Source organism: Nitrobacter sp. MLSD-S21 (assembly GCF_058809865.1).
The window spans coordinates 147,264-171,287 of the sequence record NZ_JBXASZ010000002.1; the positions used below are offsets into that span (position 1 = coordinate 147,264).

A 24,024-nucleotide genomic window follows, 5' to 3' on the forward strand; every position below is an offset into this window, starting at 1 on the left:
ATGGCACCCCGGAAGACATCGAAGGCGCGCTGCTCGGGCGATGTCGGGCGGCAAATAGGGCGAACCGCTCATTTGAGATACTTGGGAACGGTTATCCGCTTCCAAGTTGGTTCGATCGCCACCATTGAGAAATCGCTTCAGTCAGATCGTCCCACAGGACGGTCGGCAAATCGGGCACTGCAAGACGAACGGCGTACCTCTTGGCAATTGTGTCTTGTGCCCATTCCGTTGTCGCAAAATCAAAACCAAAGCTTCCCGCGTGACGGATAGGAAGGCCAGCTTGACCGAGATAACCACTCATCTCGGTGGCGGCTTTACGGGCGGCAGCTTCATCGAGAAGTCGCTCGGAACCTAAAGTAACATAGAGGCCGTGAACAAACTGGAGCTCCGCTTCCGAACCGTTGAGAGCCGTACGGAAATAACGGGAACTTCGGCGGCCGTTGTTCAGGATTGATGCTACCCTCCGGCGCGTCAATGATCGGTAAGGTGGATTTCCAACATAAGGGGGGAAATGGTCGGGAAGCGCAGCGCCTCCAAATAGCCTTACCGCTGTTTGGGTTTCGATGAACAGCCGATGAAGTTCCGACCCACAAGCACGGCTTTCTGGATCTATGAAAGCAATCGACCCCAGGCGGCCATACTCTAAACCCAGCGAGTCTAGTTTTGTATGGCTCCGAACAAGCACGACAGGAATGTCCGACCGCTTTGCTAGTCGCAACACGCGCCGCATCATTGCAGAGCCGCCGGCAAAGCAGGTAGTGTCGAAAATCAAAAGGTCGACCGAGGAATTTAGAGCATAAAGCGCGGCTTTAAAGGACCAGGACGGTACACAAGAATCGAGCAAAAGAAATTTCGGCGACCGCTGCTGTCTTCCAAGACTTTCATCCGCAAGCTCAACGGTCCGCAAATGACGTGCATAACCTTGGATCAACTCTCGCGTTTCTGAGTACGAGCCCGGTGAGATCAAGATGTCTGCTTTGCGCCAGACGTGACTCGTAGCAAGCAAGAACGCGGTGATCGCAGCCATCCCAGACGCGGTATATATTGTCGAGGATACAGATATCTCGTCCAATTCATAGAAAGAGGGACCGTCTACGCCGAGGTCCGCGCGCTGGTAATCATAGTTGAACTCGAATGGACCAGCGACACAAGGCCTGTGCGACCACGACGTCTCTGTCGCTCTCCAGTTACCACAGTCGTGCTGAGCCCGCAGTGCCGCCGAAAGCTGAATTTTTGCTCAACGGCATCGTTCGGCGAGTGGGGCGGTTCAAGACACAAAGGCTGCGCTAGGCATTTGTTGAGGAGGGCAATCTCCTTTCGCTTCCTATCCAGATATTCCTCCGTGGTTTCCACTTGTGCTTTATCCAGAGGCATCAGGAGATATTCAACGTTCGACCTCGTCGGTAGGATCCAATTCGTCGCCGGCGGAGGTCAGAATGAAACGCCAGCGGATCCTTGCGCCTCCGCCGACGCCTGCTTGGCGGCGTGCTCGGTTTCCCGCAGAATCTGATCGTTAGACCAGCAACGGCACGACGGGCTGAGTCCTTGATCACTTTGGGAGCTGAACTCGGAAGCTGACGCGAATCTGACACGATAGCACTAAGGATTGTGGAGCACGTCGCCGGATAGTCGGCTCCCCCGCCGAGGATGATGCGAGGCTCGCTCTTCAATCCGACTAAATGCCCGTGATGGCCCGTCATCAAGCCGCAGTCACGCCCGCGGGGGCATAAAAACATGGTTAGTGATTTTCCCTCAAGTTGGCTTCAGCACCACTTTGATGCACCCGTCCGCCTTGTCGCGAAACGTCTCGTAGAGCTTTGGTCCGTCGGCAAGCGTTGCGCGATGAGTGATTACAAAGGACGGATCAATTTCGCCCTGTTGAATGCGATCGAGAAGCTGAGGAAGATAATGCTGAACCGGGGTCTGAGCCATTCGGAATGTGAGACCGCGATTGATTGCCGATCCCATCGGTATCTTATCAACGGACCCACCGTAAACGCCCACAATTGAAACCACGCCGAAGTTGCGGCAGCACTGGATCGCTTGCCGAAGCACGTGGGGGCGATCGGTCCCCATGAAGGTCGCAACCTTGATGCGGTCAACGACTGCATCGAACCCAGACCCGGTGTCAGGCTCGGTACCAACCGCATCGATGCATGCATCCGCGCCTCGACCGCCCGTCAGATCCTGGATTCGATCGTAAATATCATGCTTCTTAAAATCGAGCGTGATTGCACCGGAAGCCTCGGCCAACCGCAACCGCTCCGGAACAGTATCTATGGCGATGACACGTTCGGCGCCAAGGAGAAAGGCGCTTTTGACAGCGAACTGGCCGACCGGTCCGCACCCCCACACCGCAACCGTCTCCCCACCTTTTAACCCGCAGAAATCCGCAGCCATAAATCCTGTCGGAAAAATGTCGGATAGAAATAGAACCTGCTCGTCCGAGAGCCCATCTGGAACCTTGATCGGACCGACGTCGGCGTAAGGAACGCGCATGTATTCGGCCTGCCCGCCGGGAAAGCCGCCGAGAAGATGCGAGTAACCGAACAAACCCGCCGGCGAATGGCCCCACATCTCCTCTGCTTTCTTCTTGTTCGGATTGGACCGCTCGCACCCGGAATAGAAACCGCGCTTGCAGAAAAAGCATTCACCGCATGAGATGGTAAAAGGCACCACCACGCGATCGCCAATTCTCAGCTTCTTATTATCGCGACCGACCTCGACGACTTCTCCCATGGTTTCATGACCGACGACGTCACCCTTCTCCATCGTCGGAATAATGCCGTCGAAAATATGAAGATCAGAACCGCAGATAGCGCAGGCGGTAACGCGGATAATTGCATCACGCCCGTCTTGAATGGCGGGGTCGGGGACGCTCTCGCAGCGAATGTCGCTCTTGCCATGCCAAGTCAACGCTTTCATCGCCACCGCCTTTTGCCAGCGTCCTATGTCTCGCTCAATGTTCTGCCGTACCGGGCTCGGCCATTTTGCGGTGCTGCTCCGCCAGTGTCTCAGATGGCGTGACATTGGCCAGGGACGACTGCAGCTTATTTTTCCAGCCGCTCACGACATCCCCTTCACCCTTCATCATGGCCTCGAAACCAGCCTTAGCAACGTCGGTCGGATCATCCTTCTCTTCAGTCCCGACCTTGGTATCCATCATGTCGGCCCGCCTGAAAAATTCAGTGTCTGTTGCGCCCGGCATAAGGCAAGTAACCGTTACGGCCGTATCTTTCAGTTCCTCGCGCAGGGCGAACGAGAACGAATTGAGGAACGACTTGCTGCCGTTATAAACAGCCTGAAAACTGCCAGGTACGAAGCCGGCGATTGAACCCGTGATCAGGATGCGGCCTGCATTGCGCCGCCGCATGTCGTTCCCGATCTTGTGGATCAAATACGTCGTTCCCACGATGTTTGTGTCGATCACGCGCCGTGCCCTCGCATAGTCCTGATCAAGGAATGAGCGGCCAAGCCCAATTCCCGCGTTGGCGAGAAGCGCGCTGACAGGTCGCCCTTTCACTGCGGCATGGAGTTTGTCGACACCTTCCTCTGTGGCAAGATCAACCTGAACGGTCTCGACCGTAGCGCCACCGGCGCTCAGGTCATTAGCAACCTGTTCAATCGCCGGCTCGTCGGCGGCGATCAGCAAACTGAATCCGTGGGCCGCGCAACACCGCGCCAGTTCCAGGCCGATACCGGTTGATGCGCCTGTAATAATCGCCAATCCGTTTTGGTCCGACATGAACTGCTCCTGGTGGTGCATGCGGCAACAGCAAGCTTCCCAGAACGTTCCTAACGCCCCATTGGACCATGAGCGTGTGGCTTGAGCGCCCCGTCAACCTTGGCTTTAACGGACCGCCGATCCGCATCGCTCGAAAGAACAAAGCCTCCGAACAGAAGTTGGGAGGCCAGGACGGGCTTATGAATGCGCTCCTAATCAGTTGATCCAGAACCGCTGGCTTACCTCTGGCCCTGGTCGGGGGTTACCCTTTCCATGTAGGCTGCTTTCCGCGGCTGTCATCGAAGGAACCGCACGTCTTCTCCCCGCATTGTTCTCGAATGCATCAGTTGGAGATGGCCATGGCAAAGAAGACGAAAGCCTCAAAAAGAAAGACGAAGACCCCAAAGAAGTCGACCAAGTCATCTAAGCAGGCCACCAAGAAGCGTCGCTATTCGAAAGGCGCCGGAAAAGAGGTTGGAAAGGAGATGCGCCGCTATAAGAAAGGTACGGCGAAAAGCGGCCGCAGCGGCAAGGGCGGCAAGGTGAAGAGTCGCAAGCAGGCCATCGCCATCGGCCTTTCAAAAGCACGGAGCAAAGGCGAGAAAGTCCCAAAGAAAAAATTCAGCTAATCTGGGTGACAGTGAGCCACTGATGGCTGTTTCAGAGCGAAGATCTAACCAATTGCTGGACAGCGAAGCAGGTCTCGCCGCGGCAATGTTTGGTATCCTGGCTATCATTGTCCTGAAGCGGTCTTTCACGCAAAACAACAAGAAGCCGCCGCCTGGCGTATCACGCCGGAATGCCTCACCCGGAATTCTCGCAGCCGAGACCGACGATCGCGGCCGCAACGCACGATCTCCTTCTGAAATCTCCGCCAAAGGATGGAAGGACATTTTGCTTCGGGTGTATGCGAATATAGGCGAGCATCGCATCCTGTCTTTGGCCGCTGGCGTGACATATTACAGCATTCTTGCAATCTTCCCTGCCCTCGCGGCGCTTGTCGCCATCTATGGCCTATTTTCCGATCCCGTCGGTATCGCGAAACATCTCGAGGAGTTGTCCGACGTGGTGCCGAGCGGCGCGATAGATGTGGCGCGTGACCAGCTCACGCGCCTGAGTTCGAAGAGCTCTCAGAGCCTTGGATTCACCTTCATGATCGCGCTTTCCGTTTCCATGTGGAGTGCGAACGCCGCGATGAAATCAATGTTTGATACGTTGAACATCATCTATGGCGAGCAGGAAAAGCGGGGCTACATCAAGCTTAATGCGATATCTCTGACGTTCACGATCGCAGGCATCGCATTCATCCTTGCTGCGCTCAGCGGCGTTGTGGTTATCCCGATTATCCTGAACTATCTTTGGCTTTCGGATGCCGCCGATTTCCTCGTTCGTATCATGAGATGGCCGGCCATGTTTGTTGGCTTGGCGCTCGTCCTGGCGTGCATGTATCGATTTGGCCCCAGCCGGCAAACGCCGCGTTGGAGGTGGATCAGTTGGGGCAGCACCATCGCTACGCTGGCCTGGCTTGCCGCTTCGGCCTTGTTCTCATGGTATGCAGCGAATTTTGGCAAGTTTAACGAAACCTACGGCTCGCTCGGCGCAGCCGTCGGATTCATGACTTGGCTTTGGATCTCGGCGATCCTTATCTTACTAGGGGCGGAGTTGAACGCGGAAATGGAGCATCAAACAACCTTCGATACCACGACCGGTAAGCCCAAACCGATGGGGATGCGCGGCGCACGAATGGCGGACACCTTAGGCGCTCCGCAAACACTCTGATCAGTCATTGAATTGAGGCGTTCTGCGGTCTGCGAAATGGAGGTCTCCCGTGGAAACGTCTCATTCCGCCCGAGCTTGTTGGTGCCAACCGCCATGCGACCGGCCCAGTCTTTCGGGGGCGAAAAACTAGCGTGAACATTCGCGACATTAGCCTCGCACCATGTCCGCAACCGCGAATGGCTCTGGGTTCTAATTTTATCACGCGAACAACTTCGCTCGAAGACTTGCGATGGGGACGATCACATATGCAATCCCGGGGCGGGAGCGGCCGCCGAGACAAGCCGGCTCACTTGTCCCCTGGTCCCAGCGCGTATCCAGAGCTTGGCTGCGATGCCTCGTTTGGCCTTCGCTGAAGCTCGCGAGCGTCCTGAACGATTAGACCGCAATTCTCGGTCGGCTGAAGGATGCCAGGGACGGAGTACCCTTAACTGGAACTCTGACAGGAGAGCGGACGTTTGCAACGTTTGGGAGTTTTCATGACCAGCACCTCGATATGGATGGATGTTGACGTAATGCCTACCGCCGAATCGCTGGTTGGGGAGACAGAGTGCGATGTTGCAGTGATAGGATCAGGGATTGCCGGCATTTCAACAGCCTACGAACTTTGTAAGCGGGGTAAGTCGGCTATTGTGATCGACCGCGGGCGCATAGCGGGTGGTATAACGTCCCGGACATCCGCGCACCTGGCGCCTTTATGCGACGATCTCGTAAGCGAGATGGTCAGGATCAAGGGGCTCGAAGCCACAAAGCTCTTCTACGACAGCCAGGCAGCAGCGGTGGACCGTATCGAAGAGATTCAGAAAAATGAGAACATCGACTGCGATTTCCGTAGGCTGGATGGCTACCTGTTCCAGGGTCGCGGTATGCCGGCCGACATCATCGAAAAGGAGCGCGACGCGGTCCGCGAGGTCGGAGCGCCAGTGGACCGCCTCACGGGTGTGCCGTTCAACGGATGCGAAAACCGTCATGTGCTACGCTATCCGAGGCAGGCGGCTTTCCACCCGCTTAAATACCTCGCGGGGGTCGCGAAGGCCTGTAAAGAGAACGGGGCTACCTTTTTTGCGAACAGTCCGGTTGAAGAAGTCGGTGAGGAAGAGGGCATCGTCACGGTTAAGGTGGCCCGGGGTGCTATTCGCGCAAAGTACGCGGTTGTCGCCACCAACTCATCGATCTCCGACCGCTTCGCCATCCACACCAAGACCGCTCCGTACAGAACCTATGTCATGGCGTTTGAAATCGAACGCGGAGCGTTGCCCGATGCGCTCTACTGGGACACGGAAGATCCTTATCATTACGTGCGGCTTCAGCCCGGCCCAGGACAAACCGATTATGTGTTGGTCGGTGGAGAAGACCATAAGAGCGCAACGGCAGATGATGCTGACATTCGCTTTGGAAAGCTTGAGGCTTGGGCGCGCAGCCTGATCTCGGTGCTGGGGAAAGAGACCCACCGTTGGTCCGGGCAGGTGCTGGAAACAGTCGATTATGCTGGCTTTATCGGCCGCGATCCTGGGGGCAGCAATGTTTATGTCGCGATGGGCGACTCAGGTCAGGGATTAACCCATGGCGTCATGGGCGCGATGCTTAATACGGGTCTTATTCTCGGCGAAGATCATCCATGGAAGGATCTGTATGCGCCCGGCCGAATTCCGCTCAAAGCGGCAAAAAACTTTGTTACGGAAAATACAACTGCGATCAGAAGCTTTGCTGAATACGTTGCGCCCGGAGAAATTGGCTCACTCGACGAGCTTAAGCCCGGGCATGGCGCGATCGTCCGGCGCGGCCTTGAAAAGATTGCCGCGTACCGCGACTCTGATGGCGGCCTGCATCTCAACTCCGCATCCTGCAGCCATGTCGGCTGTCATCTGCACTTCAACAGTTTTGAGACCTGTTGGGATTGCCCCTGTCACGGCTCGATGTTCAGCGTGGATGGATGTCCGATCAATGCTCCTGCCATCGGACCACTTGGCGAAGTCAAGGAATAGAAGGCTGCTGAATGGGAGGAAGCGCCAACAACCGTGTTTTCTGCATCGCGCTCTCGGATAGGCGCGAATGTTTTCCAGCCTCCCGCGCGAACACACAAGTATGTTTAGAACGGACTTCGACAGCAAAGGCGCGCCTCACAGGCGATGAGCCGCGCCTTCTCTTCCCCGATCCCTCATCGGCATAAAGGCATATCTTCAGCCTTACTTAAGGGACAGCCGGCCTTCGACAAATCGTATTTATTGCGGCGATCCATCTGCGCTCAAGGCATGCAGATGTGCTTGCTGGTCCGGCAAATGCGGAGTACTGCGCGACGGAAGAACATGGGGCCGTGTGCCCAGCGGAGCTGGCGAAGTCCAGCTCATGTTGCGGCCAGCCAAGCACCGCCCGTTCGTTCTATCCGAATGCCGAATGGGTGATGCGGGGTCCGTAGTAATCATCGACGGATTTGGTCCGGCTAGGCTCGTCCCAGTTCCAGCTGCTCTCTTCTGTGTATTTCGGAGCATTCTCGAGATGATCCGCGGTGACGCCCATCCGGTACCCGCCGATTGCCGTGTCGTACTTCAGGCTGTCCCAGGGGAGCGGATAGTGGTCGTGGCCGATGCCGAGGAATCCGCCAAAGCCGAGGACCGCATAAGACACGCGCCCGCTTGTCTTCTCGATCATAACGCGCTCGATCTCGCCGATCTTCTGGTTGTCGGGCCCGTAGACGCCGGTCCCTTCTACCTTATCGCTGCCGATCAGCGTGGATGTCTCTCTGGCTTCGGTAACCATGTAATTCTCCTTTGTGATTGATTAGCGCATATGGTTTCGCGCACCATTCCGCAAAAAAGCCCGCTGCGGCGGGCAATTTGCTCTTTTCTGAGCGGCGTATCGGTGGGTTTAACGACCGAAGAACAGCCACAAGAGAAGTATGACGGGGATCGGCACGCCGATAAGCCAGAGCAGGAGTCCGCGTCCCATTACCCTCCGCCTCCGAAATACACGATGTAGACGACCACGAAGGCCGCGATCACCAGAGCCGTGCCCGCAACCAGGACGTTGCGCACAGTGGGGCCGCGCTCCGCGCCGCGCGCTTCCATCGCAGTCTCGACAATATGTCCATCTTCCATTCTCGCCATGTCAGTTCTCCCGAGATTTGTGCGAAGCGGACGCAGCTTGCTCCGCTTCAGTCAGAAGTTGAACAGCTTTAGCGAGCGATCGTTCCCCGAGCCGTCATCGCAGGCGCTGCGAAGGGTCATGCAAGACCCACCGCGCCATTCTGCTGAAAGAAAGCCCGCCGGTTGTGAGGCGCGGCGGGAAAGGCGTCATACTTCATCGCCGGGCCACAAAGTTCCGGCCGCGTCGTCGACGCTCCCGTCACTTCGTGGGTGCAAGCCTGCCGATCTCCGCGGCGATCTCGGCCTGCTTCAGAAGCTTGGTGTAGTCAGCGCCTCCCGGCATGCTTCGCGCTTTGGCTCCTGGCTAGCGAATTCCGATAGGGCCGGAATGAAGTTGTCTGCTTGAAAGCCGCCGCTCTGCATCAAGTGCTCCTTTCCGTAAAAGGCACGGTTGCCTCCGGGATCAGTGATCGCCCATGATCCGATCACCGGCCGCGGAGTTCAGTTCAATGCCGTCCATAGCGCATGGCACGATGGTCACGGAAGCTTCTTCGGCTCTTGCTTACTTGTCACATTCTCGCACTACGCCAATCGCCCGCCCTTCCCCGTCTCGGAGGGATGCATGCGCTCGCCGCCGTTGCGGGCGCTGACTGTAGCGCATGCGTTCGATTTCGGCTCGGAGGACGGAAAGGTCGGGCATGGGCAGACTCGCGGGCAGGAAGGTGAGGCTGATGAGAACAAAAACATAAACTCTGCGTCAAGGCGATTTGGCAGGGTTCTGACAAAATGCAAAAACCCCCGCAGTATGGGGGTTTCGGTGCTTGAATGCATGCAAAGCTGCTTGGGAAGGCTTCGCCTCTAGTCGGCCACGCCGACGCGGTGTCGGAACACCATTTCGCCGCCCTTCCAGCCGGCGAATATAAGCACGAGGACGACGATGCCCGAGAGGACCATGCCAGTCGGCACTACGGCGGAGCTGCCATGCTCGAACCTCGAATACCAGTTAAAGAGCGCGAGCAGCAGCGCGATGCCGTTGCTGACTGCGTGCACCCGCGTGTCGGACAGGTCGCGGACGCGGTTGTCGCCAAACACTTCGACAAGGCCGGTTACGGCGGCGACCGCGGCCGTAATGAGCCCAACGCTGAGGAGCCAGAACGAGGACGTCGCCCAAAACTGGTTTGAGGTCGCGTAGAAGGCGATGTCTGAAGCGAAGGCGAAAACGAAGCAGGCGATGGGGAATGCGATCACCATCGGGTGGATGGGATGTCCGGCTACTTGCGCCGTGGAACGTGGATTGGTCATTGGGGAAACTCCTTTTCTGATGCAGCCAACTATCCGCGGGAGCGCCCGTTCCTCCGGAAACGCAGAAACCCCCGGGGACGGGGGTTTCCTTCTCTCGAACGCATTATAGGGCGTCTGGGCGCGTTCCTGCTATCGCCGCACGGTCCCGCATTTCCTAGCGAAGAAGTCCGCGGAACCGTGCCGGCCGCGGGGAAGAACACGGCCTATCAGATAAGCCTGTCCCTTTCGGGCTCGTTCCTACGGTTCCGCGCGTGCATTGGCGCGGAACGACGAGCCGTTTTGCGGGTTGGTTTTAGGCAACCAAAATGGAGATCCCTTATGGCCGATAACAACCCGCCGCCCGCTCCCGACAGCGTGCGTTCCTCCGGCAACCTGGTTTCCTCTGACAAGTACAACGGGAAGGCCGTTTACGGCGCTGAAGACAATAAGGTTGGCTCGATCGAATCGGTGATGGTCGATAAGTCCACCGGCGAGCCGGCATATGCCGTGCTGAGCATGGGCGGAATTCTCGGCATGGGCGCCGAGCATTACCCGGTGCCCTGGAGGCTCCTGAGATTCGACTCCAAACTCGACGGCTATCGCAGCGACATCAGCGGGAACCGGCTGAAAGGCTATCCGAAGAGCGTGTTCGGCAGTTCCGGCTCCGAGCTCTATGATTGGAACGCGAAACGCGCGGAGCTCGACTCTTATTACGACAACGTCGATACCGTAACGACCAAGGAAGGCGCGGAGAATCCTATGACGCGAAGCAGCGGCTGAGCCGGTTAGGTCACAACGGAGTCGGCTGATGAAACGCCGCGGAACGCTCCAAAACTAGCGCCAGACACCGCAAAACAGTAAAGGCCCCCTCGGGGCCTTTACTTCGTGGAAGGGCGTACCGTCCAGACTCCCAATGCCCTCCTGTTCCTGCCCCAGCTATGCAGCACTCAAACTCTCAGCCCGGAATGGGGCGGATCGCAGCACTTCGACAGCTGGGCGGAGGCCAGGGCAGACAAGCAGGTGGGGTTAGCTTCCGTTTTGGTCGACTTCAACAGAGGCTTTTCAATCATCGGTCGTCACCGAAGGCGGTCACGCAGAACGAGGAGATGCGCTACCGCTTCATCGACCAAGTCTACGCCGCAGTGAGAATACCGGGAGAAAACGCTGAAGCCCGTTGAAGTGACCGACGAGTACTTCGATAAGGCCGCGCGCCGGCTCGAGAACGACGCGCGGTGGCGGAGGAGCATCCTGTGCGGAGCAGGCTCATCTGCGCGCTCGACCTCGTCAACAGGGTGCTGACATCCGTCAGGCTCTTCGGCCCGCGACCCCCACGGCGAGCATGACTTCGTGTCCGTCAAGGTGGACGGCGAAACGTACTTCGGCAAGATCGACTACTACGCGCCCGACATGGAGCACGGGAGCGAGGACCCGGCGGACGAAGCGAAGACGGTCCGCGTGCTCACGATAATGCATTCCTCGGAATACTGACGTGCCCCGCATCAACCGCGCGTACGTCAGGCGCTGGAGGACCTCATCGTGCAGCTCGATAGCACCTTCTCCGACATAGAGAGCTCGCACACCAAGGGCTACCTGTCGCGGGACATGGCCGCGCTCCACAAGGAGGCCGGCCGCATCCGCTTGGCCCTCTTTTTCTTTAGCAGGCGCGCGTGCGTCTTTCTGTCAGCCGGCGCCGATGGAACGATCGGAATCCGAAGGCATTCAGTCTGCGGAGATGGCGACTTTCAGTTACAGCATTACGGACCTTTCCCAATACGAATCGGACCTCATCGAGGTCCCGTGGGAGTCGGAGCACCAAGCGGTCAGCTTCGGGAGCGAGATCGCGCGCGAGATGCTCGAGCGGATGCCCGAATTGGCGGTCAGGGGCTGCAGCGTCAGCGTGTACGACAGCAGGAGGAAGCTCGTCTCGGTCGTTCCGATCGCCGCGGTCTGCTAGTCGGGCCGCAGTGACAAAGCAAAGCCGCCAGCCCTTGCGGACCGGCGGCCGATTCGCGCGCGCACCAATCAGCTGTAGCTCTCGCCCTCGCCGGTGCCCGAGGAGCCCTCGCCCTTGTTCTTCTCGTCCTTCTCGCCATCCTTCTTCGGAATCTTCACGCCCGGCTGCTGGTTGGGCTGCACGCCGGCCTTCATGTCAGATTTCAGCGGCGCCTTCGAGCTGTGGTCTACCTTGTCGTTCGGGTTCGACATCGAACTCTCCATGCTTCGTGTGCGCGGGTAATGCGCGGGCGCGCGCAAAGTTCAATTCGCATCGCATGCGGCCTACCACCATAGGTTGGCGCGTGCTTTTGTCGCGGACGCGGTCCCTTAGGAACGCGCGCAAGGCGCCCATGTTCTTGCCATCAGCGAAAAGGAGACCTGGCAATGGGCAGCGATAACAGCAGCTCGAACTTCCCGCCGCCGAGACCTAAGCGGGACCCGGAAAAGGCGCCGGAAGATGAAAGGGAGAATGAGCCGGACAAGTGCCGCATCATCCCGTTCCGAAAGAAACGGTGATGGCGCGCAAAGCATCGGTTTAGACTAAGAGCTAAGTGCCGAGGGAAGCCGTCAGCGCCCGCGAGGGGCAGGCGGCTTTTCTTTTTCGCCTACTAGTGCTGCGTTTGCGTTGCGGCCGCCGGCGGGCTCGGGGGCTTATAATGCGTGCCACGCCCGCTGGCAGTAATTAGGACCAGCACCACGATGAGCGCAACCCCGACAACCCAGCTTGTCTCGATGCTGGTCATATTGCTCGACCTCCTGAGGTATGCAGTCGGGGCATCATGCTGCGCCTTGTCATCAATAGCAACCTCAAGACGCCGGTTCACGCTCGCCGTGACAGATCTCAAAGCGCCGCTGCGGCCTCTGTCCCCCTCTCCTCACGCTTATCCCATGCTCGTGCTTAACGAGCGGTTGTGTGTGCTATACAGGCGCTAAGGTTCGCAGGGCGCTTATTAATTGATCACCACCTAGTTTATGCATTCAACCGAGTATTCGGACACTAGCCGGCCGGGCGTTTTTCTACTCGCCGGCAAGCCGCAAGTCGCGCTTGGTCACCTTCCTGCTCGCGTTCTTCCTGGGCATGTTCGGGGCGCACCGCTGCTAAGTCGGTAAGACCGGCACCGCGATCGCTCAGCTCATGCTCTCGATCACGGTGGTCAACATGCTGGTATCCGGGCCGTGGGTCTTAGTCGACTGGATCGTTATCCTGTGCGGCAATTTCAAGGATGGCATGGGACGCAGGATCACCCGCTGGGATAACTAGCATGCGGGACTTCTTCACTCGGCGCACCAGAACAAATTTCGAATTCGCTGGCTCGGGCGTCTTCGGTATTCTTCTCGTTTACGCAGATGGCTGGTATTTTGCGCTATGGTTCGGATCGTACTTGCTCTTTAGAGCCGTATCAGAATTTCTCGCTTATCATTTCGCAATCTAATCAATCACTATGGCTAAACAAATGAGGGGCTTCGCTCTCATGAGCGCGGAGCGGCGGCGCGAGGTCCATCACGAGGCGGACGGGCGCAGGGCAAGAAGAACAATCCGGTCAATTTCGCACATGATCCGAAGCGAGCGGCGAAGGCGGGCCGCAAGGGTGGGAAGACTAAGCACTACTCGCATCGATAACTCTCGGTCTCGCGCGGGAAACCCTTGAGCACGGGGCTGTAGCGATGGCCGTCTGCCGCGGCAGCCTTGTCAGAGAAGCGCGCAATGCATTCGAAGTCGTCCATATTGGCCGCCAACTGGTTCACCAGCCAAACGCGCCAATATTGGTTGCCCGAATACCCGCAACCCAGGGGCGGACGATACGAGGCCGCGCCGACGCTCTCGCTCGACATTTCCCAGCGCGTCGCATCGATGCAGGCGCCGTAGCGGGCCTTGCTCACCGGCCGCCATGCTAGCCGGCCCGTCTCCTTATGGGTCGCATACCCCGACCAAGGATTTTCGCCGGACCCGGACGGGCTGCCGGAGCCTATGAGCATGCCCCACAGGAGGACAAGTATGATACGCAACTCTCACCTCATCTCGGCTAGACGAACCACTTCCCTACCCTACTGGCGGCGTCCCGGCCATCCCCTCTCCCGCTTGAAGCGGGATCCCTGCCCGATAGGGGAGCGGGCGTGCAATAATCTCGGTATGAAATTCGATAACTTCTCAACCAAGCAGCTCACGAGCCGGCGGCAAGCGATGCCCCGACTGCGACACTGTGCCGTGCTTTCCATTCCGCGTCTTCAACTCCGTCGTGTACAACAGGCTCATCTGCAAGTGCGGCCGCGTCGTCGACGGCAAGGGCCATAGGATCAGGCGCCGCGTGCTACGATAGGCTCATGGCGAAGAAAAAGGCGAAGGCCGCTACGGCTGTTGAAGAGAGCTGGCTCACACTTGGACGCGAGCTCTTCTGCCGATACATCACTCAGAATAGCGACACGTTCGGCAACGGCACCCTCTCCTACGGCCTTGCATTCGGCTACAAGCTCGACGAGCTGTCGCGCGAGCCTGAATACGAGGGCGAAGGCAAGAAGCGGAAGATACTGCCAAGCCAATACGACCGGGCCTGCGCGGTGCGCGCGACTGAAGCCGCCCGGCTCCTCAGAATTCCTGAGGTGTTCGATCGCGTCCGCGTACTGCTTAATGAGCTGCTCAAGGACGTGGTCCATGCGCGGTTGGCCGAGCACATCATGCAGGTGGACGACGGCGACCTCAGCTTCCAGGGCATCAAGGAATACAGAGACCACATGTCGCGCAAGGGCGAGAATTATCTATTGATCCGGAGTGCTATTCTTCATTTTCTTGTTCGGCTTATTGCGGTGCATCGACGTGCTTGGGGGCTCCTTCCCATTCCTTGGAGCCATCATCCTGTTGTGTCCCGTGGCTGATCCGGATGCTGAGTTAGCGCCTTGCTCTCCCGCAGTGGGCACACCGGTCCGAGGATGCGCCCCACCGTCGACATTGTCGCCCTGGGCGAATGAAGTTTGAGGGAATCCAAGAGCGAGACCGAAGCCTAGCACAGCCAATGCAATCCGTTTTGTCATAGCTTCACTCCCATCATGTTTGCCATCGCGGTACGAAGTAAGAGGCCAGCCAGAAATCGTTCCGTATTCTCGGAACCTATCTCGGTGCTCACTGTATTCTCGGACGGCCCTTGGCTGGGGCACCGTCTCATCGACACTTCTAAAATTATAGCTCGCGCCCGTGGTGGAAGGCTTTTCTATGCAGGTGCTTCAGGTGATCCGACCCGGCTTTATTTTTGCAAACACCGCTTCGCCCGCGCTATTTGAGCCTCAGACACGCCGGCCGCTTTTGCTACCGCTTCAGCCTTTGCCTTTCCCACAGCAGCGACCACAGTTCGCACGTCGGCGCAGGTCGCTATATGCTCACGGAGCCATTCCTTGACGGCGGCCGCTGACACGTCGGCATGGGCCTTTTCACCGATCAGGCATACCAGTCCGAACCCGGCCCAGACAGCAACTGCGAGGAGGACGATGCCTCTTCATTGCAGTGCCAACCTCGCGCCGTGCGGTTGCACGATCTTGAAGCCTGAATCGACCGGGGATGAATAGGCGTCGAATGACGCTCGCTGTTTGTGGTCGAGCCACCCCGATTACCTGGCGCTCGAGCACGACGACCTGACCGCTTCTCACGGCAACTACTCCTAGTGAGGGAACAACGCTTGGGAACCGCAGTCAGTTCCTAGCGAGCCATAGCGATTGGATCGGTCGAGACCGAGTTGCGGCCTGGCCAATGTGCCCACAGCGCACACAGCTATAGAATTGGCGAGAACACATGCCGTCCTAGCCCGCAGGCGCAGGTAGGCAGCATACCTCGGGAAGGTCCCGCGATATCTCGCGTGATGCTGACTCCACCAGCCTCATGTGCATCTTATTTTGCAGTTGCTCTAGACTGCCGAAGAGAACCGGCGGCTTCCGACAAGTCCGTCACCATCTCGTTCGGGATGAACAGGCCGTACTGTACGTTCTCACTGACAGACGCCACTCTCTCAACGACAGCACGACCAGCCGCCATCCGCGTAACTGTGCCAACTGAGCCCCCAATACCCGTCAAGAGACGAGAGACCGCGCATGCCCCCAGTTTCCGATTTGCACTTTCCGGCGGAAGCATCGCCAATTCGGAGTGACCTAGTGTGAAAACCCGCGTCAATTTTCGGAACGATACCGCCGAGAGATAGTTTGAGCACGAGGAGGTGACACATGCATTCAGCGCCAGGAAATCAAATTCCAGATATGCCCAATCCTATGCCGCCCTCTTCTCCCGGCCCCGACCTCATTCCGGAGATTAAAGAGCCTCCATCGCCGGATTTGCCTGGCGAGAGGCCCGTTCCAAATCCGGATGAAAAGCGAGACCCTCCAGAGCGAACCTAACCCGTAGATGAGCTGCTCCATCTAATGGAAGTTATCGCTCTCTTGATCAGGAAGAATATTAATTGCTAAAGGCCGCTATCTTCGACCTAGACGGCACGCTTCTCGACTCAGTCGATCTGCACGCGCTCGCATGGCAAGAATCTTTGGTCAAGTTCGGCCACGCCGTGAGCTTCGAACATGTGCGTGACCAAATTGGCAAGGGCGGAGACAAACTCCTACCCGTCTTCCTGTCTTCCGACGAACTACGTGATTGCGGCGAAGAGCTGGCACGATGGCGAGGCAATCATTTCAAAGAGAAATATCTGCCGCTTGTTAGGCCCTTTTCGGCGGTTCCTGAACTGCTGCACCGCGTGCGCGAGGCTGGACTTCGAATTGCCGTCGCTTCATCCGCCAAGAAAGACGAACTCGATAGTTTTCTCGAAATCGCGCAGATCGTAGATCTGGTAGATGTTGCGGTCTGCTCGGACGACGCCGAGGAATCAAAGCCGGCGCCGGATGTTTTCGAAGTCGTCTTGAAGAAACTTAACATCCAAGGCCCGGATGCCATCGCGATTGGCGATACGCCCTATGATGCCGAAGCAGCCGCGAAGGCCAATGTAGCTACTATCGGCGTGCTCTGCGGCGGCTTCCCGGAAAAGGCATTAATAGACGCTGGATGCGTCGAGATTTTTCGAGGACCAGCTGCGTTGTTTGCCCGCTTTGAGGGTAGCTTACTGGGGCGATCGGAAACCTAATTCCACGACGGAATGATGGCTGAGCGCCCCGAGGCCAAGCCGGCGCAACCATTACTTGTCAGTGAAGAACGTCAAAAGCACTTTCCCTTTTTCGCCAATGAGGCACAGGAAAGTTCGTCTTGTATCTTGCTTTCCTTTTTCCAGAAAAGCGTCACCGATTACGACTGTCTTGATTGGTGTGTCCTCAATCTTGGTATTAGCTTTCGCGACTGTCATACACTCGACATCGAGTGTCATGTCTTTAATTGCCGGATTGCGCTCTCGCAGAGCCACCAAACCGGTCGATCGGCATAATTCGAGCTCGGGATTAGGAACTTGAGCCGCCGCGGATTGGACTGACGCACAGGCTGCCAGCAGCGCTAGAATACAGGTTGCTTTCCAGACCGTCATTTTGATTCCCCGAGATTAAGCCGCAGTGGTGGGCTTCGAGATGGTCAAGCGTGCGCCGACGAGTCCGCCCGCGTACGCCGGGATCGTCCCAACTTACAGTGAATAATAATCGTCGACCGCCTTGGGTCGGTTTGGGATCGGACCAGTTCCAGCTGTTCTCGTCTGCATACTTTGGTGCACTGTTGAGTTTATCCACGGTAATTCCGGTGCGGTAAACGGCTCAGCGTGCCGTCTTCTCTTCATATGTGGTCATTTAAAAATGACGGGTCCCTTAAGTCCAGGTTATAGGCACAAACGGGATACTTCGAGCGAGCATCACCTTTATGATTGCGTCGGATTGTTCACGCCATGCCGAACTGCCGCGAATTGGGTTATGCTCATCCGCCCTGGCGTCGGCTTCAGCCAAAATCCGTCTGATGCTTTCGTGCGCCTCGAGCAGCGTCTCTTGGGAAGCGGTTTCGAGATTCCGAAGCTCCGCGCGGGCACTGCACCGCGGTCTTGCTGGTGACTGTCCCGCTGCCGCAGAATTCCGGCCCCACGACAAAAGTCGGTCATCGGGGATCTGTTCCTGGAATGTGGTCAGAATTCAATTGGTAAACACTGGAACGCACCTGGACTTCAGGCATTAGCCGGGTTTAAGCGCTGCTCGAATAGCGCTTCGGAGGATTGTCATGTCGCGGGGTTTAGGCGCTATTCAAATGGCAGTGCTTGATGCCTTGTCAGCTAACCAGATCCTCGCCCTCTCTACGATTGATCTGGCTTTGGTGCTCAACAACGGCGTTCGCAGCAGGTCGATCATCGCATCGGTTCATCGTGCGCTCCGAACGTTGGAGGCTGTGGGAAAGGTGGTCCGTATTGAGGGCAAATGGGTCTTGGCGACGCGGCAGAGAGAAGCCAGAAATTACAATCGGAGAAAGCAGCATGCGCCGGCAACACCTCAAGATGGACGATTGAGGTTGCTTTCAAAGATTCTTGGCATGCTCGGCTCGTCTGAAGATGGCGAAGTCCTAGCGGCCGCGAGAAAGGCAGAAGCTAAGAGGATGGAGCTAGGCTTGTCTTGGGAGACAATCATCATGCACGACCCAATCGCCGTCGACTAAGCGCGCCACTTGCGCAGGATTAGCCGGGGTGTTGGTTACGATGAGGGGTTTTCCGAGCCAATGTACAAACTTGCACTGAGAATGATCGAACGGGTCAGGACCGAGAGCCTGACATGCATCGTGTTTATGAAGCCACGAGCGAATTATCTTGGACCGCAGACGGAGAGCAGTTGAATGCACGGAAACCCGCTGTTGGCTCTGTTCCGAATTAACCGGGGGCACGACCTCATTGTTTTAGCAGTCATCCGGTTCGGCGTATCTGTCATGACAGTGGATAATAATCGTCCCAGGATACGAAACGAACTTTTTGCTAGCGTGGCTAAGCCGGCATCGCCGTCGTAATCGTCACGTTAACCCGTAAGCGTGGCCGCGCGCTGGCAGAGACGGATCACGCAGCCCTGTGCAGGCGCTTGATCTAATCCGAATTGGCGTCGTTCGTCATTGTCGGAATGAGTCTGCCTCGATCGACGCGCAGCCCCCTCCAAAATTCTTCCAGGGTGTTGCCGCTGGGCGGGAAAAGGTCGCCGTAGTCTCACGTGCGTCGAATGCGACCCGTTTCGAGATGAGAAGGTAATGGGCTGGCTGGCTGGCGATTTGAGCCGAGATCTGCCGAAGATATGGATCTTCGTAGTGCGTACCACCGGCTGCTAACTGACGCCTCAGTAGTGCCGAGAACCTTAGCGATAACGGCGATGGGTTTTCCGCATTTCTTCATATGGCAGAGCTTCCGGTCATCATCGGTCGTCCATTGTCTTGCCATGGCTGAGACGCCTATCGTTTAAAACGAGACGCCCCCGATATTTCGGGAGCGTCGCACGCGTTACCTCGGGCTGGAGGGGCTGGACGACCCTGTCCCCGTTTGGCCCGATGAGCGTGTGGATCCCGAGCCTTGTTCACCCAGCGGCTGACCGAGTCGTCCAGGTGCGCTGTCGGTCGAAGTGCCAGGAGTATTGGTGCCTCCCATGCCACCGGTGCTCGTGCCGCCGGTGCCGGCGCCACCCGTCATGCCGCCAGTACGGGCCGATCCTCCACCCGTGCCAGTATTCGCACCAGCACCGCTACCGCCTGTTCCAGCACTTCCGCCACCGGCGCCACCTGCCCCACCACCACCTCCGCCGGCCTGCGCGAAAGAAACTTGAGCGGTACCAAGAGCCAGCATGAATGCCAGCGCCGTCATTACGATTATCTTTTTCATGGTTCTCTCCCTGACTCGATTTTCGCGCGAGTCAAAGTCATGCCGGCCGGCTCCGTTCCAAAATTCCCTGCGATCAGTTGCAGTCAGTCGACTGTCCGACCTGGACTTTTGGGTACGCCCTCGATCACCAAGTTGGCGGCTATCTTGCAAAGTCGTCATCGAGGCCCGCGTGGACCCGCGATTTGTATCAAACCAGTGCAGCCAGGAGTATTCAAATGGCACAAAGCTTCGGTTCTGGGACGACGGACGGCATGTTAGATGCGGCACGGGTAGCGTCGTTGATCGGCGACCTTGATAGGACACTTCGACAGTTGGATTTCGAGATACGGGCGGAGGAACAACGAACCAAGTCGTTCGATCCCGACAGCATTGCTTACCCGCCGCTGGCGCGATCGCTACGTATACGGCGTGGCAATCTCACAGCAACCATTGCCACGCTCGAACTGAAAGCTGGTTCACCCGCGATCCAAACAGCCGCCTGATGATTGAGGGCTAGCTTTCTCGGTTCCATTTAAGAATTCGTAAACTATCAATGTTTTCTAAATGTATAGATTCAAATCATCGGCTGTTGTCGTGCCCTAGCCCGCCTACAACCAAAAAGAAAATGGGGATCGGCACGATGCAGCAATATTCGATTCACAAGACGGAAAGCCTGGGCGGGCTTCAAGACGCGAAATCGGCGGGGATTGCCGATGAGTCCTCACCTCGCAGCAATGCCGATGTGCTCGCAAAGGTGCTTTTGGATATCAAGCTCATGTTGGACATTGAGAGGGTGCTGACCGAGGAGCTCGATCTCGAAATGCCTCGAAAACGGCGACCGGTTCATGATCAGATATTGAAGATTATCGATGAGGCTGGCGCTGTCGGTGCCGCCGAGCGAATACAGCGGGGCTTTCGCGGTCTCAGAGTGGTGGAGTAACTTCAAGCCAGATACGATCTTCCGTCGAAGCCGGCACTGCTTCGCTTACAGCAGCGGCTTTCCGCCCGTGACCGGATAGATCCCCCCGTTCATGTAGCTGCCCTCATTTGACGCGAGCAGGACAAAAATGCCCGCTAGCTCACTGGGCTGACCGACGTGGCCGAGAGGCGTGTCCTTGCCGAAGTTCTTCACTTTCTCAGGCGGCATGGTCGAGGAGATCAAAGGCGTCCAAATCGGACCGGGTGCTACCGCGTTGACCCTGATGCCCTTGCTGCCCAACATCTGAGCCAGTCCCGCAGTGAAGTTGGAGACTGCACCCTTTGTCGCGGCATAGGCCAATAGCATCGGGTTGGGCTTGTCCGACTGGATCGAGGTCGTGTTGATGATCGACGAGCCAGGTCCCATGTGAGGCACCGCGGCTTTTGCCGATAGAACATCGCTGCGATATTGGTCTTGAAAGTGTAATCCCACTCTTCTTCGGAGATCTCATCCAACGACTCGTAGGTGCGCTGGAACGCTGCGTTGTTGACCAGGATGTCGATGCGTCCGAACTCGGTCACCGCCCGGTCGACGATCGCCCGGCAATGAGCCGCCTCACTGATGTCGCCGGACATCAGCACGCAGCGACGCCCCGCAGCTTCGACGTGGCGCGCCGTCTCCCTGGCGTCTGCGTCCTCTTGCTCGTTGAGGTAGCTGATGAGGATGTCCGCGCCCTCCCTCGCAAATGCGATAGCCACGCCCGGCCGATGCCGCTGTCCCCTCCTGTGATCACAGCCACCCGCCCGGTGAGCTTGTCACAACCGCGATAGCTCTCCTCGCCGTGGTCGGCCTGGGGCGTCATCTCGGCCTCAGTACCCGGCGGCTCTATTTGGTCCTGATCAGCCTGGCTCATTCGACGCTCCTCTTCGGAACGCAACAAGCGCGGTTCTCGCCGGAGGTTCCAATTTCTCGGCAGATAGCGGTGCCACTAAGGGCTTCCAAACGATCCGAGGCTCGCGAGGCGGCTCAAATCAGTAAGCCGACGGCCAAGCAGCGACGTTGCTGCTGCCGCTATCTTAATGAGATGTCAGACAACAGCTCTGTCATAAGCTGATCGATTTAATTGTTCTCATCCGGCTCTTCATTCCGGCCGATCTCTGCAACGATCAGTGCGCACACCATCAAGTCTCAAACGTCGTTGCGCCCAGCCGCTGCAGCCGGAGACTTAGAACGTGCCAAAGCGATGCTCGGAGCGCGGTCCTCGGTGGACAGCATTTCCTCCGAAGCGCTTTCTCCCGCTGTCAATCAACACCGTACCGGTTTAATCGCTAACCCGGTCGGCGGCCTGTCCGGCTTTTTTACCGGTCAGTTGGACCGCCCTTTCGCTGATCTTTTCAGCCTTAGCGAGATGCTCGCATCGCGCTCGGATCTCGTCTAGTTCCTCATCAGTCAGATGCTCAATGCCGACGAACGAATTTCTTGCCGTACTCACGCGGATCAGCTCATCCAATTTGGCTTGAATGGCCGCGCCGTCCCGATTCTGAGAGTTTTGGATCAAAAACACCATCAGGAAGGTGACGATGGTGGTGCCGGTATTAATCACGAGTTGCCAAGTGTCGGAGAAACCAAACAACGGACCGGTGATAGCCCAGATAAGGACAACAGCGACGGCCGCGACAAAGGTCGGAGCGCGGCCCGCGGCTCGTGACGTAGTGTTTGCGATCTCGCCGAACAGCTGCGAGCTTTTGCTGCGCTTGTTTTCCTGACACTGACCCTCTGCCTTCTCTGCGCGCGCGGTTCTAGCCATTGGGCACCAATCGTTCCACTGTGGTTGCGGACAGAATGACGCACCACCGGATGGGTAGGTTCCTGCGGAACCGCATGAACGATCAAAACGAGGTAACAAATGTGTCGTCTACAATTGTTCTGTCGATGCGAGTGGGACGCACCGCATAATCTGCCGCTCCCGGACAGTGAATCTATTAACAGCAATTCGGTCAGGAATGACTGGCTTTCTATGCCAAGGCCACCAAAGCACAACGCCAGCTCCAAGCGTCACGGAAATCACCAGAACTACGAGCAATGCGGAGGCCTTAATCCACGCAATCGCCGGAACGCTGAGGGCCATCACGAGTCCTAGGAGGCAAATCTGCCAAGAAGCAACATGGATGCCGGCGGTAACAGTACCGAGCGCTAACAATGTAAAGATGGCGATCCCAGTTACGCTGGCATTGAGGATTCTCTGAGCGCTAGGAAGCAGTATCATGTTCATCACGAGCAGAAATGCAGCCCAATGCAGTACTTGCGTTGAAAATAATCGCAATCGCGCTTCTTTGTCATTCGCGGTCTGCCATCCGGTTACGATACACATAACGCTAATCGCGAGCGCCAGAAACTCCCAATAAATAACAAGGGGCTCATCCGATAAGCTGGTATACGCGACGCCGATAAGGGTCAGAACGAGAATCAGGGTATAGGGTAGCTCTTTGATCCAAATGCTAGTCTTTCGTTGACCAGCCGTTTCAATTCCGGGATCTGCTGGTGGCACGTGATGATGATCAGTCTCTATTCCGGATGGATCATCGCTCATATGGATCACCCGAGGTGATAATCGCCGCGCCTTAAATGGATTGTAGGGCCCGATTGGGCTTAACTCCGAACCTCAGTTCCCAGTTCCACTCAGCCACGAAATAGGAAGGTTGGTCATTTTCAATGACTGCTGCCGAGTTGGCGTTCCAATCCATATTGAGCCACCCAACTAAACCGCTCAGCCGGATTGCGGTCCTTGGGAGTAGACGCGCTTTTTCAGCGCACCCGGTACCTGCTGCCACCCTTTGTCGGCTCGGTGCGGAATGCTAGAGTCAGCATTTCTCGCTAAGCTTCCTCGGAAGGTCGCGAGAAGATAATGAGGAAAAAGCCGACCACCGCCATGCCCGCACCGTAATAGATCCACTCGGTGTGCCCGACCATGAGGCTGTTGTTGCCCGATAGGGAGAAATAGCGAAACCCCTGCCCCATAAAACCCAAACCCGCGATTAGAATGATGATACCGACAATCCTCAGTAAAGCGTGCATGAAGATATCCTTCTCGTTTTATGTTCGCCTCGCAGCTTTCGTCATTGGCTTATGTCAGCCGGCAGACGGCCTCCGTTAGCTGAGAGCTGCGCTATCATCTGCTTTGTGAAGTCAGATGTTCACTGCCGCAGAGTCATCGAGACCGCCCGGATATCTGAGCTCCTTCGCCAGTTCCTTGCGAGCACAAAAACTAAAGTCACCATCAAGCGCCTTCATTAGATCGACGATAGAGGTCCGCCATGCCTTCTACGGGCAACGGCCTTGTCGAGAATGACCGCGACGTCGGCCTCCGCTTTCGATGAGGATGTGACATCGCCGCTCGCCTCAGGCGCCGGGGTCGCTGCTTCGGCGTGGCTCCCAAAGATGGCACCCATAATTTTTCCAAATAAACTCATTGCC

General features: G+C 57.2%; 24 protein-coding genes and 5 pseudogenes. 14 read left to right on the forward strand and 15 right to left on the reverse strand.

All coding sequences use genetic code 11. The features are described from left to right. Window positions 1–91: 91 nt before the first annotated feature. The 3 genes from AC1RT6_RS06485 to AC1RT6_RS06495 all read right to left on the reverse strand — a co-directional run bounded on the left by AC1RT6_RS06485 (window position 92) and on the right by AC1RT6_RS06495 (window position 3,745). A complete protein-coding gene (locus AC1RT6_RS06485; protein WP_472791344.1) occupies window positions 92–1,027 on the reverse strand; it encodes a hypothetical protein in 936 nt (311 codons plus the stop codon). A gap of 725 nt (window positions 1,028–1,752) precedes the next feature. Beyond that, entirely contained in the window at window positions 1,753–2,925 is a 1,173-nt protein-coding gene (locus AC1RT6_RS06490) for a zinc-dependent alcohol dehydrogenase (protein ID WP_472791343.1), read from the reverse strand. Window positions 2,926–2,959: 34 nt separating this feature from the next. Beyond that, on the reverse strand, window positions 2,960–3,745 hold the full coding sequence (locus tag AC1RT6_RS06495; protein WP_472791342.1) for an SDR family NAD(P)-dependent oxidoreductase: 786 nt from the start codon (window positions 3,743–3,745) through the stop codon (window positions 2,960–2,962). A gap of 416 nt (window positions 3,746–4,161) precedes the next feature. On the opposite strand from AC1RT6_RS06495, the pseudogene AC1RT6_RS06500 reads away from it, so the two are divergent. The 3 genes and pseudogenes from AC1RT6_RS06500 to AC1RT6_RS06510 form a co-directional block, all read left to right on the forward strand. Then, window positions 4,162–4,341 (forward strand): annotated as a pseudogene (locus AC1RT6_RS06500) (DUF6496 domain-containing protein); the annotation flags it as partial. Window positions 4,342–4,375: 34 nt separating this feature from the next. Further along, a complete protein-coding gene (locus AC1RT6_RS06505; RefSeq protein WP_472791341.1) occupies window positions 4,376–5,503 on the forward strand; it encodes a YihY/virulence factor BrkB family protein in 1,128 nt (375 codons plus the stop codon). 476 nt (window positions 5,504–5,979) lie between these two features. After that, window positions 5,980–7,485 carry an FAD-dependent oxidoreductase gene (locus AC1RT6_RS06510; RefSeq protein ID WP_472791340.1) on the forward strand — a complete coding sequence of 502 codons (1,506 nt, stop codon included), beginning with the start codon at window positions 5,980–5,982 and terminating at the stop codon, window positions 7,483–7,485. A 394-nt stretch (window positions 7,486–7,879) separates the two neighbouring features. Here AC1RT6_RS06510 and AC1RT6_RS06515 read toward each other — a convergent pair whose 3' ends face one another. The 3 genes from AC1RT6_RS06515 to AC1RT6_RS06525 form a co-directional block, all read right to left on the reverse strand. Then, on the reverse strand, window positions 7,880–8,257 hold the full coding sequence (locus AC1RT6_RS06515; protein WP_472791339.1) for a PRC-barrel domain-containing protein: 378 nt from the start codon (window positions 8,255–8,257) through the stop codon (window positions 7,880–7,882). Between the two features lie 188 nt (window positions 8,258–8,445). Continuing rightward, window positions 8,446–8,604 (reverse strand): hypothetical protein, encoded by a 159-nt coding sequence (locus AC1RT6_RS06520; RefSeq protein ID WP_472791338.1) that lies wholly within the window; start codon window positions 8,602–8,604, stop codon window positions 8,446–8,448. Between the two features lie 837 nt (window positions 8,605–9,441). Then, the gene (locus AC1RT6_RS06525) at window positions 9,442–9,885 is read right to left on the reverse strand and encodes a DUF2231 domain-containing protein (RefSeq protein WP_472791337.1); all 444 of its coding nucleotides are present in this window, start codon (window positions 9,883–9,885) and stop codon (window positions 9,442–9,444) included. Between the two features lie 318 nt (window positions 9,886–10,203). On the opposite strand from AC1RT6_RS06525, the gene AC1RT6_RS06530 reads away from it, so the two are divergent. From AC1RT6_RS06530 to AC1RT6_RS06540, 3 genes and pseudogenes are all read left to right on the forward strand, one after another. Continuing rightward, a complete protein-coding gene (locus AC1RT6_RS06530) occupies window positions 10,204–10,644 on the forward strand; it encodes a PRC-barrel domain-containing protein (RefSeq protein ID WP_493029316.1) in 441 nt (146 codons plus the stop codon). A 549-nt stretch (window positions 10,645–11,193) separates the two neighbouring features. Next, a pseudogene (locus AC1RT6_RS06535) lies at window positions 11,194–11,352 on the forward strand (DUF3768 domain-containing protein); the annotation flags it as partial. A 244-nt stretch (window positions 11,353–11,596) separates the two neighbouring features. Next, on the forward strand, window positions 11,597–11,818 hold the full coding sequence (locus AC1RT6_RS06540) for a hypothetical protein (RefSeq protein ID WP_493029317.1): 222 nt from the start codon (window positions 11,597–11,599) through the stop codon (window positions 11,816–11,818). Between the two features lie 68 nt (window positions 11,819–11,886). Here the strand turns inward: AC1RT6_RS06540 and AC1RT6_RS06545 are convergent, their stop codons facing one another. Beyond that, window positions 11,887–12,069: a hypothetical protein gene (locus AC1RT6_RS06545; RefSeq protein WP_472791333.1), complete on the reverse strand. Its 183-nt coding sequence runs from the start codon at window positions 12,067–12,069 to the stop codon at window positions 11,887–11,889. Window positions 12,070–12,847: 778 nt separating this feature from the next. Between AC1RT6_RS06545 and AC1RT6_RS06550 the strand changes: the two genes are divergently transcribed. The 3 genes and pseudogenes from AC1RT6_RS06550 to AC1RT6_RS06560 all read left to right on the forward strand — a co-directional run. Continuing rightward, on the forward strand, window positions 12,848–12,961 hold the full coding sequence (locus AC1RT6_RS06550) for an NINE protein (protein WP_493029475.1): 114 nt from the start codon (window positions 12,848–12,850) through the stop codon (window positions 12,959–12,961). Between the two features lie 33 nt (window positions 12,962–12,994). Beyond that, window positions 12,995–13,120 carry a hypothetical protein gene (locus AC1RT6_RS06555; protein ID WP_472791332.1) on the forward strand — a complete coding sequence of 42 codons (126 nt, stop codon included), beginning with the start codon at window positions 12,995–12,997 and terminating at the stop codon, window positions 13,118–13,120. 282 nt (window positions 13,121–13,402) lie between these two features. Further along, window positions 13,403–13,480, forward strand: a pseudogene (locus AC1RT6_RS06560) (KGG domain-containing protein); the annotation flags it as partial. On the opposite strand, the gene AC1RT6_RS06565 reads toward AC1RT6_RS06560, so the two are convergent. Continuing rightward, window positions 13,465–13,866: a hypothetical protein gene (locus AC1RT6_RS06565; protein ID WP_472791331.1), complete on the reverse strand. Its 402-nt coding sequence runs from the start codon at window positions 13,864–13,866 to the stop codon at window positions 13,465–13,467. The pseudogene AC1RT6_RS06560 and the gene AC1RT6_RS06565 overlap by 16 nt on opposite strands. A gap of 315 nt (window positions 13,867–14,181) precedes the next feature. Here AC1RT6_RS06565 and AC1RT6_RS06570 point away from each other — a divergent pair, with 315 nt between their 5' ends. Together AC1RT6_RS06570 and AC1RT6_RS06575 are read left to right on the forward strand one after the other, a co-directional pair. Then, entirely contained in the window at window positions 14,182–14,730 is a 549-nt protein-coding gene (locus tag AC1RT6_RS06570; protein WP_472791330.1) for a hypothetical protein, read from the forward strand. 1,565 nt (window positions 14,731–16,295) lie between these two features. Further along, window positions 16,296–16,967 carry an HAD family hydrolase gene (locus AC1RT6_RS06575; protein ID WP_493029320.1) on the forward strand — a complete coding sequence of 224 codons (672 nt, stop codon included), beginning with the start codon at window positions 16,296–16,298 and terminating at the stop codon, window positions 16,965–16,967. 51 nt (window positions 16,968–17,018) lie between these two features. Here the strand turns inward: AC1RT6_RS06575 and AC1RT6_RS06580 are convergent, their stop codons facing one another. After that, window positions 17,019–17,357, reverse strand: coding sequence for a hypothetical protein (locus AC1RT6_RS06580; RefSeq protein WP_472791328.1), 339 nt, complete (start codon window positions 17,355–17,357; stop codon window positions 17,019–17,021). Window positions 17,358–18,055: 698 nt separating this feature from the next. On the opposite strand from AC1RT6_RS06580, the gene AC1RT6_RS06585 reads away from it, so the two are divergent. Then, window positions 18,056–18,457: a hypothetical protein gene (locus tag AC1RT6_RS06585; RefSeq protein ID WP_493029322.1), complete on the forward strand. Its 402-nt coding sequence runs from the start codon at window positions 18,056–18,058 to the stop codon at window positions 18,455–18,457. 820 nt (window positions 18,458–19,277) lie between these two features. On the opposite strand, the gene AC1RT6_RS06590 is transcribed toward AC1RT6_RS06585, so the two are convergent. Next, window positions 19,278–19,652, reverse strand: a complete 375-nt coding sequence (locus AC1RT6_RS06590; protein WP_472791326.1) for a hypothetical protein — start codon at window positions 19,650–19,652, stop codon at window positions 19,278–19,280. Between the two features lie 215 nt (window positions 19,653–19,867). Here AC1RT6_RS06590 and AC1RT6_RS06595 point away from each other — a divergent pair, with 215 nt between their 5' ends. Together AC1RT6_RS06595 and AC1RT6_RS06600 are read left to right on the forward strand one after the other, a co-directional pair. Then, on the forward strand, window positions 19,868–20,134 hold the full coding sequence (locus AC1RT6_RS06595) for a hypothetical protein (RefSeq protein ID WP_472791325.1): 267 nt from the start codon (window positions 19,868–19,870) through the stop codon (window positions 20,132–20,134). Between the two features lie 137 nt (window positions 20,135–20,271). Further along, window positions 20,272–20,571, forward strand: coding sequence for a hypothetical protein (locus AC1RT6_RS06600; RefSeq protein ID WP_493029324.1), 300 nt, complete (start codon window positions 20,272–20,274; stop codon window positions 20,569–20,571). A gap of 45 nt (window positions 20,572–20,616) precedes the next feature. Here the strand turns inward: AC1RT6_RS06600 and AC1RT6_RS06605 are convergent. The 5 genes and pseudogenes from AC1RT6_RS06605 to AC1RT6_RS06625 form a co-directional block, all read right to left on the reverse strand. Further along, window positions 20,617–21,463: pseudogene (locus tag AC1RT6_RS06605) on the reverse strand (SDR family oxidoreductase). 408 nt (window positions 21,464–21,871) lie between these two features. Continuing rightward, on the reverse strand, window positions 21,872–22,357 hold the full coding sequence (locus tag AC1RT6_RS06610; protein WP_472791323.1) for a low affinity iron permease family protein: 486 nt from the start codon (window positions 22,355–22,357) through the stop codon (window positions 21,872–21,874). A gap of 108 nt (window positions 22,358–22,465) precedes the next feature. Beyond that, window positions 22,466–23,140: a hypothetical protein gene (locus AC1RT6_RS06615; protein ID WP_472791322.1), complete on the reverse strand. Its 675-nt coding sequence runs from the start codon at window positions 23,138–23,140 to the stop codon at window positions 22,466–22,468. A 284-nt stretch (window positions 23,141–23,424) separates the two neighbouring features. Further along, complete coding sequence (locus tag AC1RT6_RS06620) at window positions 23,425–23,625, reverse strand: hypothetical protein (protein WP_472791321.1); 201 nt, start codon at window positions 23,623–23,625, stop codon at window positions 23,425–23,427. 41 nt (window positions 23,626–23,666) lie between these two features. After that, a pseudogene (locus tag AC1RT6_RS06625) lies at window positions 23,667–24,020 on the reverse strand (DUF3597 domain-containing protein). Window positions 24,021–24,024 lie beyond the last annotated feature (4 nt).

Excerpts from the sequence above, each read along its gene's own strand:
- AC1RT6_RS06485 (WP_472791344.1), bottom strand. The coding sequence starts at position 1,027 with ATGGCTGCGATCACCGCGTTCTTGCTTGCTACGAGTCACGTCTGGCGC.
- AC1RT6_RS06490 (WP_472791343.1), bottom strand. The coding sequence starts at position 2,925 with ATGAAAGCGTTGACTTGGCATGGCAAGAGCGACATTCGCTGCGAGAGC.
- AC1RT6_RS06495 (WP_472791342.1), bottom strand. The coding sequence starts at position 3,745 with ATGTCGGACCAAAACGGATTGGCGATTATTACAGGCGCATCAACCGGT.
- AC1RT6_RS06505 (WP_472791341.1), top strand. The coding sequence starts at position 4,376 with ATGGCTGTTTCAGAGCGAAGATCTAACCAATTGCTGGACAGCGAAGCA.
- AC1RT6_RS06510 (WP_472791340.1), top strand. The coding sequence starts at position 5,980 with ATGACCAGCACCTCGATATGGATGGATGTTGACGTAATGCCTACCGCC.
- AC1RT6_RS06515 (WP_472791339.1), bottom strand. The coding sequence starts at position 8,257 with ATGGTTACCGAAGCCAGAGAGACATCCACGCTGATCGGCAGCGATAAG.
- AC1RT6_RS06520 (WP_472791338.1), bottom strand. The coding sequence starts at position 8,604 with ATGGCGAGAATGGAAGATGGACATATTGTCGAGACTGCGATGGAAGCG.
- AC1RT6_RS06525 (WP_472791337.1), bottom strand. The coding sequence starts at position 9,885 with ATGACCAATCCACGTTCCACGGCGCAAGTAGCCGGACATCCCATCCAC.
- AC1RT6_RS06530 (WP_493029316.1), top strand. The coding sequence starts at position 10,204 with ATGGCCGATAACAACCCGCCGCCCGCTCCCGACAGCGTGCGTTCCTCC.
- AC1RT6_RS06540 (WP_493029317.1), top strand. The coding sequence starts at position 11,597 with ATGGCGACTTTCAGTTACAGCATTACGGACCTTTCCCAATACGAATCG.
- AC1RT6_RS06545 (WP_472791333.1), bottom strand. The coding sequence starts at position 12,069 with ATGTCGAACCCGAACGACAAGGTAGACCACAGCTCGAAGGCGCCGCTG.
- AC1RT6_RS06555 (WP_472791332.1), top strand. The coding sequence starts at position 12,995 with ATGCTCTCGATCACGGTGGTCAACATGCTGGTATCCGGGCCGTGGGTC.
- AC1RT6_RS06570 (WP_472791330.1), top strand. The coding sequence starts at position 14,182 with ATGGCGAAGAAAAAGGCGAAGGCCGCTACGGCTGTTGAAGAGAGCTGG.
- AC1RT6_RS06580 (WP_472791328.1), bottom strand. The coding sequence starts at position 17,357 with ATGACGGTCTGGAAAGCAACCTGTATTCTAGCGCTGCTGGCAGCCTGT.
- AC1RT6_RS06585 (WP_493029322.1), top strand. The coding sequence starts at position 18,056 with ATGGCAGTGCTTGATGCCTTGTCAGCTAACCAGATCCTCGCCCTCTCT.
- AC1RT6_RS06590 (WP_472791326.1), bottom strand. The coding sequence starts at position 19,652 with ATGAAAAAGATAATCGTAATGACGGCGCTGGCATTCATGCTGGCTCTT.
- AC1RT6_RS06595 (WP_472791325.1), top strand. The coding sequence starts at position 19,868 with ATGGCACAAAGCTTCGGTTCTGGGACGACGGACGGCATGTTAGATGCG.
- AC1RT6_RS06600 (WP_493029324.1), top strand. The coding sequence starts at position 20,272 with ATGCAGCAATATTCGATTCACAAGACGGAAAGCCTGGGCGGGCTTCAA.
- AC1RT6_RS06610 (WP_472791323.1), bottom strand. The coding sequence starts at position 22,357 with ATGGCTAGAACCGCGCGCGCAGAGAAGGCAGAGGGTCAGTGTCAGGAA.
- AC1RT6_RS06615 (WP_472791322.1), bottom strand. The coding sequence starts at position 23,140 with ATGAGCGATGATCCATCCGGAATAGAGACTGATCATCATCACGTGCCA.
- AC1RT6_RS06620 (WP_472791321.1), bottom strand. The coding sequence starts at position 23,625 with ATGCACGCTTTACTGAGGATTGTCGGTATCATCATTCTAATCGCGGGT.